The organism is Kiloniella antarctica (assembly GCF_042682825.1).
Taxonomy (GTDB): Bacteria; Pseudomonadota; Alphaproteobacteria; order Kiloniellales; family Kiloniellaceae; genus Kiloniella; species Kiloniella antarctica.
In genome coordinates, this window is sequence record NZ_JBHUII010000001.1 from 1,152,029 (window position 1) to 1,165,785 (window position 13,757).

Here is a 13,757-nt window from a genome sequence, read left to right on the forward strand (position 1 = left end):
ACCTAGGGTTGATATGACCGTGATCAGTAGGGGCTTTAACTACTGTGCTCCCCGTTACACAAATAATAACCTATAGGAAAAAATATATAGATATGCGCATAACTGGGAGTGTCTTCATCCGTAGGACTTAAAAGGGTGAATTTTGTGCTGCACGGGTTTGGCCAACCTGAATACCTGCTCTATTAAACAAAGGTGGTTCAAGGATGTCCTTAAGCGCCAGAGCTGTTTCATCATCGATGATCTTTAAGTGTTTAAGGATCATACCAATGACTGTTTCCGCAGATCGGGTAACGCCGTCATCTGCTTTGAGCGCGATGCCTAAGCCAAGCTCAGGGATAATGCCCGTATAAACACCTTCTGCACCTGTTTTGATAAGGGCGCGGCCTTTCGTGGCTTCAACTATCTTCGTACAAAAGCGATCAGACCCTGCAATCATAAAGGGCTCAGCTGCGATTGCTTTCATAATACGCGCACAGGCATCTTGCCGAGCTTCGGGTTGATCAGAAGGGTCCGCAAATCGTGCCATAGCCAATGCAATGTTAGCGAGAGGGGCGCCAATGACAGGAATTCCACAGCCATCAACACCTCTTGGTGCGCTGCCAAGATCAAGACCGCACATACTTTCCATCGTACCAAGGATACGTTGCTGTAGGGGGTGTTCGTAGTTTACGTAACCTTTATGGTCGACGCCCATTTGTTTACACACGGTTAAAAATCCGGCGTGTTTACCTGAACAGTTGTTATGAAGCGTTGATTCGCTGCCACCGCTTTTGAGCAACTCAACCATAGAGGGGATGTGGTAAGGCAGATGTGATCCACATTCGAGATCATCAGGAATGAAGCCTACTTTATCAAGCCATGCCTGAACCGTTTTTACATGTAGCGCCTGACCATCGTGACTTGCACAGGCAATAGAGATTTCGGCATCTGTCAGATTAAAATCATCTGCGGCGCCAGATTCAATAAGTGGCAAGGCTTGCATACACTTGATTGCGGAACGGCCATAGGTCATTCTTTCGTATTCACCACCAGAAAGGACGACCTTACCAGCTGCATCCACGACGACATAAGTCGCACGATGGATACTTTCGACCATGTTTCCACGGGTAACTTCGACCATTACAGGGCTTATTTGTTCCCCAAATGAGGATGATGTGTTGTTTTTTGTTTGATCCGACACTAGAAAACTCTTTTGTTAAGGACGCTAGGCTCTATTCAGAGGTAAACTCTGGTGGGAGAAAGCCTAATTCAACCAATGATTCTATTTCGCTGGCATTATAGGCGGAAAGTATCAGACATTAACAGACCAAAGAAAGAACCGGATAAGACTATGGCAGAGAGAACGATGAGAGGATTTTTCGGCATGGGTGTCGAAGGTGGCAGTAAGCCCATGAACCTGGGGAATTTACTACGTTCTGCACATAGTTTTGGAGCGAGTTTCTTTTTTACTGTTGCGCCCAAATATGACAGTAAACAGGTCAGGCAGTCAGATACTTCTGACGCGGCTAAAACTTTGCCGCTATATAATTTTGATAATGTTGAGGAAATGGTTCTGCCAAAAGGTGTTCAGTTGGTGGGCGTTGAATTAACAGACGAGTCTATCGAATTACCTAGTTTTCGTCATCCGATGCAGGCGGCTTATATTCTTGGTCCGGAAAAGGGCAGTCTGTCTCCTGAGATGCAGGAGCGTTGTGACTTTATTGTGAAAATTCCCATGAAGTTCTGTGTCAATGTTGGTGTTGCGGGCGCAATCGTGCTTTATGATCGTCTGATTTCTATGGGAAGGTTTCCCGGTAGACCGGTTAATCCGCGTGCTGAGACAATTGCTTTACCCAAACATGTTCAGGGCGGGCAAATTATCAGAACAAAAAAAGATTAAAGGTTCAGGGCGAATTTAAAAATCCTGCCTTAGAATTACCAACTTTACGGATTACCCGTAGAGTATATTAGAATTGACGTGTTGAGCTTAAGTGTAACAGGGAAGATGATGAGCAAAGTATTGTTTATGAATTCAGCCATTCGTATGGCCCTTATGGTAACCATCTCCTTTGGTGCTTTTTTCTTGAGTATGACATCAAGTCAGGCTCAAAAAATTGAAGTCATTGGTGAACATAAGGACTGGGCTTCCTATAGCTATAGCGAGAATGGTCACAAGGTTTGCTTTATTACTTCTGTGCCGAAGAAGGCCGTGGGAAAATATAAAAAGCGTGGCGATATTTATCTGATCGTATCACACCGTACGGGCGAGAAGCGTTGGGACGAAGTTAATATTCAGACCGGGTATGCGTACAAAAAAGGCAGTGAAGCGACTCTGAGTGTTGGTAAGAACCAATATAAATTTTTCACGACAGGTGATTCTGCATGGGCCTATAATCCTGATGTTGACAAAAAAGTCATCAGTTCGATGGTCAAGGGATCTAATTTGGTTGTAAGTGGTGTTTCTGCGAGAGGAACCAAAACCAAAGATACTTATTCTTTAAGTGGTTTTTCTGCAGCTTATCGCTCCATTAACCAAGCCTGTGGTAAAAAATAATTATCCATTTATCTTGGCTTGATTGGGCTTGCGTACGAAAATTCTATCGCACGATCAGGCAGATTAACTGGCTTAATGGCTCTGCTATGCAACAAGTGCAGGGCGAATCAGCTTGAACCCTGAAGCGACTCGCTTTATTTAAGCCTCAGGTGCAGATGAATCGATCTGCCAGAAGGATTGAAAAGCAATGACCACGGCTCCTGTAGAAAATTCGTCCAGAGGACACGCAAAGGCTTTTGCTCCTCCATCTTCACTTGCAGAGGATGGACGCAAGATTCTTGTTGGTCTTTCACGCCCAGAACTTGAAGCTGAAGTTCTTGGTATGGGAGAGGCAAAATTCCGTGCCAAACAGTTGTGGCAATGGATTTATAACCGTGGAGCCAGTTCATTTGAAGAAATGACGTCACTTGGAAAACCGTTCCGGGCAAAGCTGGAAGCGGGATACGTCGTTGGACGCCCAGAAGTCGTGGAAGATTTAGTCTCAACTGATGGCACCCGAAAATGGTTGTTGCGATTCCCTGATGGCAACGAGGTTGAAACGGTCTTTATTCCCGAAGAAGATCGTGGAACTCTTTGTGTGTCGTCGCAAGTTGGTTGTACGCTTACGTGTAAGTTTTGCCATACGGGCACTCAACCGCTCGTTCGAAACCTTTCTCCAAATGAAATCGTGTCACAAATTATTCTCGCGCGGGATTCGATGGATGAATGGCCGAGCTCAGGTCTTAATCGTCGCGTAACCAATATTGTGATGATGGGTATGGGGGAACCGCTCTATAACTACGAGAATGTTCGTGCTGCTTTAAACATCGTTATGGATGGTGAAGGCCTTTCAATCTCACGACGTCGTATCACACTTTCTACATCGGGTGTTGTTCCGGAGATTCGTCGTTGCGGCGTAGAGCTCGGAGTTAACCTTGCTGTTTCTTTGCATGCCACGGATGACGAAACTCGTGGCAAGATCATGCCGATCAATAATAAGTATCCGCTAAAAGAACTACTGGATGCTTGTCGTGAGTACCCCGGCGTTAGCAATTCCCGCCGTATTACTTTTGAGTATGTGATGCTTAAGGATGTAAACGATTCGATGGAAGATGCGAAAAAGCTGCTTCAAGTTCTCAAAGGCATTCCAGCGAAAATCAATTTGATTCCCTTTAATCCATGGCCGGGATCATTTTTCGAATGCTCTTCAAATAACCAGATTCGCCGGTTTTCTAATTTCCTGTTTGAAAATGGTATTTCTGCGCCGGTTCGAACCACGCGAGGCGAAGATATTCTTGCTGCTTGCGGCCAGTTAAAATCAGAATCAGAGCGCAAAAGAAAAACCAGAAAACCTTGTGTGGTAGAATAGCACGTAGAAAAGAAGTCAAAAACGGGTGTATATAATGAGAAAGGCCTGAGCATATCAGGCCTTTCTCATTTGAAAATTTTCATTAGGCAGGTTTTTCGAATATTAAATTGATCCCAAGAGGAGGTTTGGCTTCTTGATGTTGCAAATCCATGCAAAAATTTGAAATGTCGTGACCAATTTCTCTTATATGTTTCAGGCGCATACCAAGATTGATCCCAGCCATCAGGATATCGTCCATTTTGTGTTGAAAGCTGTAACTCGGCTTTGATTCGTATTCAACATGCCCAAAGTAATCCAAACCGTCTGTATCTTTCCAAGGGTCATCTTTGAAATATGAATACATTGGGCGCGAAGCTCCTTTATCGCCTGCTTCATACATCAGAAGAACGGGGTGCATCTCTTCGACCACGTAATGGCCGCCGGGTTTAAGCAAACTGTTGATGATTTGAAAAAAGGCTGGAAGATCGGGCATCCAGCTCATAACACCAACTGTTGTCATGACGATATCAAACTGGCCTTCGAGCTCTTTGGGGAGGTCATATACGTCGCTGACGATGAGTTTAATGTCGTCCTGATGCCCCGCAGCGTTGATAATTTCTCTGCCTTGGTCAATGAAGCCTGCAGATGCGTCAACGCCAACTCCGCTGCGTGCACCGAGCTTAATAACCGAAAGTAAATCCTTGGCATTGTTACAGCAGATTTGGGCGACGTTTTTGTTTTTGATATCAATAAGATTCAAAGTTTCTACAAACTCTTTGTGCAAGGCGTTAAAGTCTGAGGCGCGAACGGCGTTCAAGAGCTCTTCTTGGTTTGAAGACCTATGACGAGGGGCAACTTCTTCCCACGATGCACGATTGGCGTCGGTATAAAATTTACGATTTTTTATTGTCATAACTAGCTATCATTCAAGAGTTCACTAATACGGGCTCTAATATTTGAGGACTAAGCGGAAATAGGGATGAGAACCCGCCGTGCTTCGGAGGTCAATGAGCGTGTTAAACCCTTCATGAGATCTGTTTGCAGATTCCATACATGCCAATAGAGCGGGATTGCAATTTGATAAGTTGGGTCAATTGAGGCTAGGGCTCCAGATTTTATATGTTCTTGCCCTTGTTGGTCCGGAATCAAGCCGTAAGCAAACCCTTTGATCAGCGCAGAGACAAAGCCATCACAAGTAGGGATTAAGTGATGGGGGAATTTGGTAACGTCAAATTTTTGTTCGAGATAACGGTGTTGCAAGGGATCTTTACGATTGAACACTGCGACGGGAATATTGGAAGCATTTTCGGTTGAAAGACCTTCTGGGGCATAGCGGGTTATGAAATCAGGAGAGGCCAGGGGGCGATATACCATTTGTCCCAAGGGAATACATCGGCAGCCTTGTACTGCTGAAGCACTGCTGCTGATACAGCCTAGAACCTCACCCGTTCTCAAGAGATGGTGGGTTTGTTCCTGATCATCGACCTTAAGGTCTAAAAGGATATTGTTCTCAAAGACAAAATCTCGAACAGCATCCAAAAACCAGGTTCCAATTGAATCAGCGTTCAAACCAACTGTTAAAGTCGTATAACCTCCTTCGTCCTGATTTTGGAGATCCTCATCGAGCTCGTTCTCTAATAAGCTGACCTGTTTGTAGTGTTTGAGAAGACGCTGTCCCGCAGATGTTGCTGTGAGAGGTGTGCTTCGTACCACCAGCGTTTGTCCTAGTTTGTCTTCAAGCTGGCGTAGGCGCTGTGATACTGCCGACTGGGTAATAAATAATTTTTGAGCGGCTCTGTCAAAGCTGCCTTCTTCGAGAATCGCGGCGAGGGTGGCGAGCTGTCGATAGTCAAACATGATTATTAGAACTGCTAATTATTGTAGGTTTATATTAAATATACAGCAGATGACGTTTCTTAGAACAAGGTATTTTATTAGGATACTGACAAAATTCATGGCGTTTTTGCCAATTGCACCATGACCTCTAGTGCGGCCTGATTCTATAAACCATAGTGACTGTCGTTTGTAAGGGGGAATAGAGCCCGCTTCGTGTTGTCAAAATACCAAAGGAAACCATCGTATGTGCGCTTTAAGACTTATTGTTGCTAATAAAAATTACTCATCTTGGTCCTTTCGGCCTTGGATTGCATTGAAAGTAAAAGGCATTGAGTTTGAAGAAGTTTTTTCGCAGTTTAATGAAGAGACAGGGCACAAACATTTCGGGGAGTTCTCACCAACGAAAAAGGTGCCTGTTCTGCAGGACGATGAGATATCTGTATGGGAATCCCTGGCTATTCTTGAGTACTTGGCCGAAAAATTTCCAGAAGCCAATTTGTGGCCCAAAGATATAAAGGATCGTGCATTAGCACGATGCATAGCGCATGAAATGCACGGTGGTTTTATGTCGTTGAGGTCGGAATGTCCCATGAATATGCGCCGAGCAGAAGAGGCTATTTCTGTTTCAGATGGTGTGTACAAAGATGTTAAACGCATTATTGATATTTGGCGGGATTGTCTGGAGGTTTCGGGCGGACCATTTCTTTTTGGCGCATTCTCCAATGCTGATGCCATGTTTGCCCCTGTTGTTAATCGCATTGCCAAATATAAGCTGAGTGATGATCCAATCGTTGTTCGGTACTCTTTTGTCATGACTAACCTCCCTGCGTGGCAGGAATGGGAAACAGCTGGTAAGGCTGAACCGTGGATTGTTGAGGAAGACGAAGCGTGACATTCAAAAATTTAATGTTACATAAAATATATTAGCAATACTTCTGGCGGTTCGTTTCTTAAAATGCAATTCCGAGTTTCCAAATATGGAAAAGAGACTTAGTGAGTTTTAGGAGGTAGAGATGTTGGGAGTAGTAGCCCCTTTTTTAAAGGGAATGGGGATTGGGGCGAGCCTAATTATGGCTATCGGTGCACAGAACGCTTTTGTTTTGACCCAGGGATTACGTCGCAATAATCAGTATGTCATTGCTTTTACCTGTAGTCTGGTGGATGCAATTCTGATTGTCCTTGGGGTCGCGGGAATGGGAGTGTTGATAACGTCAAATCCTATGTTGCTGGTCCTCGCAACTTGGGGCGGCGCGCTATTCTTGTTTTGGTACGGCCTGAACGCCTTTCGGGCGGCTTTGAATCCTGGAGTACTGACCCCTAAGGATGGCGCAGCAGAGCAAACACTCAAAAAGGCGATTGTGACAACTCTTGGCGTAAGTTTACTCAATCCACATGTTTACTTGGATACGGTTGTTTTGCTTGGATCCATCGGGGGTCGTTATCCTGAAGAAACCCGCCTTTGGTTTGGTTTGGGAGCCGTGTTATCTTCATTCCTATGGTTTTTTTCTTTGAGTCTTGGCGCAAAGTGGTTAGCCCCTTTATTCAATCGTCCAATCGCTTGGCGTGTTCTTGACTGTTTGGTTGGCTTAATTATGTGGACAATTGCGATTTCATTGGTGGCACAAGCGATATCTTAGGCGAGTTTTTACCAATAAAAAAGCACAGCCCCAAAGTTTAAAGCCCATCTGAGTTTAATACTTTGGGGCTGTGCTCAATATACTAAAGAGTAGGATTTTCAGGCTAAGCCCGTACAGAATTGAGGAATTGTTCAACATTCTCCGTTAGCAATGTACTTTCCTCATCAATCTTCTGTACGCCATTGATGACTTGGCCCATAGATTGATTGGTCTTACTCAAGGCAGCAGATACGCCCTGCACCCGTTCCGCAATGACAGAACAGTTTGTTGCGGATTGGTTGACGGTTCGGCTGATTTCTCTGGTCGCGCCGCCTTGCTCTTCGACGGCAGTAGAGATTCCCCCGGCAATATCACTAATTTCTTTAATCACCCTATCGATCTGTTCTGCAGCATCAACTGCACTGCTGATTTCGCTTTGTATATTGCCGATAAGTGTACGAATATCTTCTGTCGCAGAAGTCGTTTGGTTGGAGAGGTTTTTAACTTCAGAGGCAACGACGGCAAAGCCTTTACCGGCTTCGCCTGCACGAGCGGCTTCGATCGTGGCGTTAAGAGCTAACAGATTGGTTTGTTCTGCGATGCCGCTAATCATACTGATAACATTTTCGATTTCTTGAGAACCCTCGTTCAAACGAGTAATGTTGCCGTTCATGGTTGTCGCACGGTTGACCGCATCGCCGGAACATTCGGTACTTTTACTCACAAGACTTGAGATAGCTGAGATTGAAGCAGAAAGCTCTTCTGTGGCTGAAGCAACAGTCGAGATATCATTCGACATTGAATCACTTGCACCGCTGATTTCTTGAGCCTCTTTTTGTGATTCTTCTGCAAGACCCTGCATTTCTTTTGCTTGGTTTCGCATGGCGGTTACGTTGCTTGAAAGAATAGCAATCGATGAGCCAACAGAAGCATCAAAATCATTCGCTAATTTTTGAGAATTAAGTCGTTTTTCTTCTTCCATGCGGGTTTGGCTTAACTCTTGTTCTTCCTTCAAATCTTGAGCTTCACGTGAGACGTTACGTAAAGCTGCGAGAGCGTATCCCATCTTGCTGATCTCATCGTTGCCGTTTCTAAGAATACTGATTGTCAAATCGCCATTGGCAATTTGCTCCATAGAGGAAACCAAACCCATCAAACGCCTTAGAAGTGATCTGACTACGTATAACCAACCAATTAGAATCGAGATAATCAATGAAGCTGCGGCTATGGCAATCATGATCAGTTCTGTTTGTTGAGAAGAGGCTTTATTTTCTTCTGCTGTAGCGGCGATGTCAGTTTCGGTATTGGTGACGAGATCACTGATCTGGCCAGAGAGAGCCTCTGCCAGCTGCCGGGTTGTTTCCATGATCTCATCGCTTTTATTCAAAGCGGTAAGCTCGGCTTTGCGGAGTTTAAATATATTGTCCTGTAGGTCACCTTTACTGCCAAGCTTTAGGAGGTTTTGAAACAGCTCTGTCAGCTGAGGTACTTCCTGAGTTTGAGTAAGTTTTGAAAGAGGTGAAGCCATCGACCCTAGGGAGGTGAGGAAAAGCTGCTCAATTGTTTCGATCCCCTGGAGGGTATTTGTCTGACCGCCTTCTGCCAAAAGGCCTAAAAGCAAGTTCGTTGAACCTTTAAAGTCTAGAAGACCTTGTTGTAACTGGAAGAGTTGTAGTATCTCGCCTTCACCGTCGATGACACCGAGGCGAACTTTTATCAGGTGTGGAGCAATTTCTTTGGCAACCAAATCACGGTAAGTTGAGAGTTGGCTTCCAATTTCCTGCCGACGAAGGGCGTAAATTTGACTTTCATTGCCAAGATCACGTAGCTCTTCAATCTTTGGCTGAATTGCACCAAGACTGCCCTGAATACTTGTAACCGTTTCCGGGCTCACATTCAAATCATTGAGAGCACTCAAGTATCCTTGTGCGGAGAGTATAGAGCTTTGGAGATCGAGAAAACGTTGATCCCTTTGGGGCGTGCTAGAGGCAGATTTTAGGAGAGGGGCTGTTGCGGCCAGTCTGGAGATCTCTTCTGACAATTTAAGAGCAGCAGTGATTGCTGGTACAGATTCTTCTGTAAGCGCTATTTGGGTCTTGTTCAACTTTGTGAGGTTGTACCAACTTATACCACTGACAAGTATGGTCATTGAAGCGACAATACCAAACGCGAGAATCAATCGTTTACCGATACCAAATTTTATTTCGGGAGCCTGATTCTCTTTTGCATTATTTTCCGTATCTGTATCTTCAATAAGTATATTGCCGTCATCTTTATCGTTCAGGACTTTGACCACACTTTCGGCGTCCATTTGTACTTCTCCTTAGCCTATGACCTTTTGGGACTTTATTGGGTTCATTATTTTGAAGGGTCATTTGTATCGAATATTATTTTGAAGGCAGCTTAGAAGTGAAAAAGTAAAGATTTTGTCATGAAGATGAATTTATTTTATCTCAATTCTTCATTTTCATTAAAAATATATAAAAAACAATGGGATAAGAAGGAAATAAATTTTGACCAAAAATAAAAATAAAAATTATAAGAGTGGAAAATTAGATTCCAATCTTGATCAATCCCCCCTAGGGGGATAGCGTAAGAGTATCCAATCTTCAAAACTGTGACAGAATATCGATTACTTTATGTTTAGCATCCTTGCGAACCGAGCTTATAGACATTTGTTTTCAGCACAGATCCTTTCGTTGATGGGAAGTGGATTGACGACAGTTGCTTTGGGGTTGCTTGCTTATGACCTTGCTGGTGCAAATGCAGGTGCGGTGTTGGGCACAGCCTTGGCTTTGAAAATGATTGCTTATGTAGGTATTGCCCCCATTGTTGGTGCTTTTGCTGATCGGATTCCACGTAAGACATTTTTGGTATCTTTGGATGTTTGTCGAGCCGTGATGATTTTATTTTTGCCCTTTGTATCTGAGGTTTGGCAAATTTATGTACTGGTGTTCTTATTTCAATCGTTCTCAGCAGCTTTTACTCCGACTTTTCAAGCAACAATTCCAGATCTATTACCCGATGAAGCTGATTTTACGAAGGCTCTCTCTCTCTCTCGTTTAGCCTACGATCTGGAAGCACTTTTGAGTCCGTTATTTGCAGGGTTATTACTGACTGTTATCTCGTTTCATTGGCTCTTTTTAGGAACAACTCTTGGATTTTTAGCCTCAGCATTTCTTGTCGTTACTGTCGTGTTGCCTGCAGTAAAGCGAACAGAAGAAGAAACAAGTTTTTTTCGTCGTGTTTCTAGGGGGACTAAAATTTATTTGGCGACACCTCGATTGCGAGGCCTGTTGGCGCTCAGTTTTGCGGTTTCATCTGCGGGAGTCATGGTGATCGTCAATACTGTGGTTTATGTACGTGAAAACCTTTCTGGTGATGACGAAGACGTTGCAATTTTTCTTGCGGCGGCGGGTCTTGGATCTATGGTTGCTGCGCTTGGCCTTAGAAAGATATTGGCGATATTCAAGCCTAGAAAAATTATGCTAAGTGGTGCCGTTTTGTTACTCCCTACTTTATTTGTTGCATCTTTGAACCTCGGGTATGGCTATGCACTGATCATTTGGGGAGTAATTGGAGCAGGAATGTGCCTGATCCAGACTCCCGGGGGGTTATTGCTTAAGAAGTCTGCGCATAAAGAAGATTTACCCACAATTTTTGCCGCTCACTTTGCTTTGTCACATGCTTGTTGGCTCATTACCTATCCTGTTGCTGGTTGGTTGGGGATTTATCTTGGATTGAATGAGACTTTTTTGGTTGCGTCGGGGGGCGTTTTAATTGGTCTCTTGATTGCGTTTTGGGTATGGCCAGCAAACGATAATGAGGTGCTAACGCATTTACATCCTGAAGTATCGCATCTGCATCTTCACACTCATGATGAACACCATTCCCATGATCATGAGGGTTGGGAAGGACCTGAACCACATCGCCATCCGCACTATCATGCGCCACATCGACATGCGCATCCCTTTGTTATCGATAGTCATCATGAAATATGGCCCAATCGTAATTAGTTCTCTGACTTGAAGAGAATGAAGCGGTTCTGATTCGTTCGTCACAAACTGTCACAGAAGCGTGACGTTCTGTGTTTTTACGCTTTAAAGAAAGCGACCTACGCTGAATATAGTTCGGAGGTCGTGAGAATATGTTGATCTTGATTGTTACGAGAAGGGCTTATGCCCTGATCGTGTCTATGTTCTTCTGTGTGATGCCACTTCATCTTCTGGCACAAAATGTTCGCCATCCCCCCTTTATTGTCGAACAGAGTTTGAAGATACTGGTGGGTAGTCGCGAAGATCGTAGCGAGAGTCTCATGGCCTTCGAGCAAAGGGGGAAAACAGATGTCGTTGCTGTCCTTATTCAGGCGTTAAGATTTAATCCTCAAGACTCTCAACTGCGGGCGACACTTGTTAAGTTGACAGGGCATCCTGATCAGAGTTGGGGTGACTGGATGCTTTGGCAAGAGAACAATCCACAAATCAAACCGTTTGAGGGCTTTGATTTTGTTAAGGCTAAGGTTGTAACCCTCATTGATCCAAACTTCTCTGTTTTTCTCTACCCAGGCGTTCGTCATTCTATTCGTTTGGAAGAGATTGCATGGGGAGGTGTTAATAAGGATGGTATTCCGTCACTTGATAATCCGGCGCTTACAAGCACAGAGGGTGCAGAATACCTGAGGGATGATGATTTAGTGTTCGGGGTGTCCATAAACGGTGATACCCGTGCTTATCCCCTTCGAATTATGAACTGGCATGAAATGTTTAATGATGTGATCGGTGGTGTTTCCGTTGCATTGGCATATTGTACACTTTGCGGATCTGGAATCCTTTATGAGACTGATATAGGCGGTGGGAAAGAGCCTATTGTTTTTGGATCATCGGGGTTTCTTTACCGTTCAAATAAGCTGATGTACGACAAACAGACTCACTCGCTTTGGAATCAATTCACAGGACGTCCAGTAGTGGGCTATTTAGCGGGAAGCAAGCTTGAGTTAAAAACCCGTCCAGTGACCATAACAACGTGGCAGCAATGGAAAAAACATAATCCCAATACAAAAGTTCTTTCGATTGAGACTGGATTTCAGAGGGATTATGGATCAGGTGTTGCTTACAGGAAATATTTTTCTTCACCAGAACTAATGTTTCCTGTTTCTGTCAATGAAGATGATCATGCCGCAAAGTCGTACGTTTTTGTTCTTAGGGTCAGTGGAAAAGAAAAGGCTTGGCCGTTATCTGACTTTGGGAAATCAAAAGTCGTAAATGATAAGATAGATGGTCTTTCCATCATTCTTGTTGGAGACGAAGAAACCAGAACGGTTCGAGCGTATGAAGGAAACGGGGAAGTTTTTTCAGCAGGGAATCGCGATGTTGTTCTAATAAGTGAAAATGATACTTGGCAGCTTACTGAAAATGAATTGATATCAAGTTCAGGGGTGAAATTGGCGAGATTGTCCGGTCATATTTCCTATTGGTTTGCCTGGAACAATTATAACCAAGCTGGAGAGTTTCCGCATTAGTGTTCGACTTTGTCAGATCGTCTGAAGTGAAGAGCAATATGATCGACAAAAGCCTTTACCCGAGGAGCAAGGTGACGCCTATGCGGATATATGACATAAGCGTTACGATCATAAGCTTCGAATTCTTCTAATACACGCACCAACTTTCCCTGTTCAAGGTCGTCCTGCACAGTTGAAATCAAACACATGCCTATTCCATGGTCTTCCAATACCATTTTACGGATGGGTTGTGCAGCGTTGACCCGGGCCCTTGGTTTGATTGTCAGGACCGTTTTTTTGCCTTCTATAATAAATTCCCATTGGTTGGTTGGGCTGATCGTTGAGCCCACGATACAATCGTGATTGATTAATTGTGTTGGATGCGTGGGGGTTCCACGTTTTTTGAGATAGGAGGGTGAAGCACACAACAGATATTTGTATTTGGCGATGTGCCTGGCAATTAGGCTGCTATCATTTAGAGCCCCCAACCTGACGGCGACATCTATTCCTTCTTGAACAATATCTACCGTACGTTCTTCAAGGCGGAGGTCCATGGTAATTTTGGGATGTAGCTTCATGAAATCATTGGCGCAATCCACGACAATTTCCTCTCCGAGAACACGAGGGGCCGTGACGCGCAAATGTCCTTTGATTGTACCTGTTTGTTCGCTCACGAGATCTTGTAGTTCGTCGACTTGCTCAATAATGGAAAGGCATCTGTCGTAATATGCTTGGCCCAGTTCGGTAACACTTACCCGTCGGGTCGTGCGATTGAGCAATCGTGCGTCGATCTTTTCTTCAAGCTGCTTTACGTACTTACTCGTAAGCATAGTTGAAATGCCCAATCGTTTAGAGGCGGCTGTAAATCCGCCTTGCTCAACGACATTGATGAAGGCACGCATAGAATCGATTGTATCCATAATTATATCTATTTTGTTTATAATCATG

General features: G+C 44.2%; 12 protein-coding genes. 7 read left to right on the top strand and 5 right to left on the bottom strand.

Annotated features, from left to right (window positions below; genetic code table 11):
- Positions 1–127: 127 nt before the first annotated feature.
- Positions 128–1,180 (bottom strand): asparaginase, encoded by a 1,053-nt coding sequence (locus tag ACFSKO_RS05480; protein ID WP_380249215.1) that lies wholly within the window; start codon positions 1,178–1,180, stop codon positions 128–130.
- Positions 1,181–1,330: 150 nt separating this feature from the next.
- On the opposite strand from ACFSKO_RS05480, the gene ACFSKO_RS05485 reads away from it, so the two are divergent.
- From ACFSKO_RS05485 to rlmN, 3 genes are all read left to right on the top strand, one after another.
- Complete coding sequence (locus ACFSKO_RS05485; protein ID WP_380249216.1) at positions 1,331–1,879, top strand: RNA methyltransferase; 549 nt, start codon at positions 1,331–1,333, stop codon at positions 1,877–1,879.
- 108 nt (positions 1,880–1,987) lie between these two features.
- Positions 1,988–2,533 carry an invasion associated locus B family protein gene (locus ACFSKO_RS05490; protein ID WP_380249218.1) on the top strand — a complete coding sequence of 182 codons (546 nt, stop codon included), beginning with the start codon at positions 1,988–1,990 and terminating at the stop codon, positions 2,531–2,533.
- A 187-nt stretch (positions 2,534–2,720) separates the two neighbouring features.
- Positions 2,721–3,881, top strand: coding sequence for a dual-specificity RNA methyltransferase RlmN (rlmN, locus tag ACFSKO_RS05495; RefSeq protein ID WP_380249220.1), 1,161 nt, complete (start codon positions 2,721–2,723; stop codon positions 3,879–3,881).
- Between the two features lie 82 nt (positions 3,882–3,963).
- Here the strand turns inward: rlmN and ACFSKO_RS05500 are convergent, their stop codons facing one another.
- Positions 3,964–4,773, bottom strand: a complete 810-nt coding sequence (locus tag ACFSKO_RS05500; RefSeq protein WP_380249222.1) for a class I SAM-dependent methyltransferase — start codon at positions 4,771–4,773, stop codon at positions 3,964–3,966.
- A gap of 50 nt (positions 4,774–4,823) precedes the next feature.
- Positions 4,824–5,717 (bottom strand): LysR family transcriptional regulator ArgP, encoded by an 894-nt coding sequence (locus ACFSKO_RS05505; RefSeq protein ID WP_380249224.1) that lies wholly within the window; start codon positions 5,715–5,717, stop codon positions 4,824–4,826.
- Positions 5,718–5,940: 223 nt separating this feature from the next.
- On the opposite strand from ACFSKO_RS05505, the gene ACFSKO_RS05510 reads away from it, so the two are divergent.
- Positions 5,941–6,588: a glutathione S-transferase family protein gene (locus ACFSKO_RS05510; RefSeq protein ID WP_380249226.1), complete on the top strand. Its 648-nt coding sequence runs from the start codon at positions 5,941–5,943 to the stop codon at positions 6,586–6,588.
- A gap of 121 nt (positions 6,589–6,709) precedes the next feature.
- Positions 6,710–7,333: a LysE/ArgO family amino acid transporter gene (locus ACFSKO_RS05515; protein WP_380249228.1), complete on the top strand. Its 624-nt coding sequence runs from the start codon at positions 6,710–6,712 to the stop codon at positions 7,331–7,333.
- 103 nt (positions 7,334–7,436) lie between these two features.
- Here the strand turns inward: ACFSKO_RS05515 and ACFSKO_RS05520 are convergent, their stop codons facing one another.
- Complete coding sequence (locus ACFSKO_RS05520) at positions 7,437–9,623, bottom strand: methyl-accepting chemotaxis protein (RefSeq protein ID WP_380249230.1); 2,187 nt, start codon at positions 9,621–9,623, stop codon at positions 7,437–7,439.
- A 328-nt stretch (positions 9,624–9,951) separates the two neighbouring features.
- Here ACFSKO_RS05520 and ACFSKO_RS05525 point away from each other — a divergent pair, with 328 nt between their 5' ends.
- Complete coding sequence (locus tag ACFSKO_RS05525) at positions 9,952–11,328, top strand: MFS transporter (RefSeq protein WP_380249232.1); 1,377 nt, start codon at positions 9,952–9,954, stop codon at positions 11,326–11,328.
- A gap of 131 nt (positions 11,329–11,459) precedes the next feature.
- The gene (locus ACFSKO_RS05530; protein WP_380249234.1) at positions 11,460–12,830 is read left to right on the top strand and encodes a DUF3179 domain-containing protein; all 1,371 of its coding nucleotides are present in this window, start codon (positions 11,460–11,462) and stop codon (positions 12,828–12,830) included.
- Here the strand turns inward: ACFSKO_RS05530 and ACFSKO_RS05535 are convergent.
- The gene (locus ACFSKO_RS05535; RefSeq protein ID WP_380249236.1) at positions 12,827–13,729 is read right to left on the bottom strand and encodes a LysR family transcriptional regulator; all 903 of its coding nucleotides are present in this window, start codon (positions 13,727–13,729) and stop codon (positions 12,827–12,829) included. The genes ACFSKO_RS05530 and ACFSKO_RS05535 overlap by 4 nt on opposite strands.
- Between the last annotated feature and the right edge of the window lie 28 nt (positions 13,730–13,757).

What these genes read in the sequence shown, in the direction of transcription:
- ACFSKO_RS05485 (WP_380249216.1), top strand. Translation starts at nt 1,331, where the DNA reads ATGGCAGAGAGAACGATGAGAGGATTTTTCGGCATGGGTGTCGAAGGT.
- ACFSKO_RS05490 (WP_380249218.1), top strand. Translation starts at nt 1,988, where the DNA reads ATGAGCAAAGTATTGTTTATGAATTCAGCCATTCGTATGGCCCTTATG.
- rlmN (WP_380249220.1), top strand. Translation starts at nt 2,721, where the DNA reads ATGACCACGGCTCCTGTAGAAAATTCGTCCAGAGGACACGCAAAGGCT.
- ACFSKO_RS05500 (WP_380249222.1), bottom strand. Translation starts at nt 4,773, where the DNA reads ATGACAATAAAAAATCGTAAATTTTATACCGACGCCAATCGTGCATCG.
- ACFSKO_RS05505 (WP_380249224.1), bottom strand. Translation starts at nt 5,717, where the DNA reads ATGTTTGACTATCGACAGCTCGCCACCCTCGCCGCGATTCTCGAAGAA.
- ACFSKO_RS05510 (WP_380249226.1), top strand. Translation starts at nt 5,941, where the DNA reads ATGTGCGCTTTAAGACTTATTGTTGCTAATAAAAATTACTCATCTTGG.
- ACFSKO_RS05515 (WP_380249228.1), top strand. Translation starts at nt 6,710, where the DNA reads ATGTTGGGAGTAGTAGCCCCTTTTTTAAAGGGAATGGGGATTGGGGCG.
- ACFSKO_RS05520 (WP_380249230.1), bottom strand. Translation starts at nt 9,623, where the DNA reads ATGGACGCCGAAAGTGTGGTCAAAGTCCTGAACGATAAAGATGACGGC.
- ACFSKO_RS05525 (WP_380249232.1), top strand. Translation starts at nt 9,952, where the DNA reads ATGTTTAGCATCCTTGCGAACCGAGCTTATAGACATTTGTTTTCAGCA.
- ACFSKO_RS05530 (WP_380249234.1), top strand. Translation starts at nt 11,460, where the DNA reads ATGTTGATCTTGATTGTTACGAGAAGGGCTTATGCCCTGATCGTGTCT.
- ACFSKO_RS05535 (WP_380249236.1), bottom strand. Translation starts at nt 13,729, where the DNA reads ATGGATACAATCGATTCTATGCGTGCCTTCATCAATGTCGTTGAGCAA.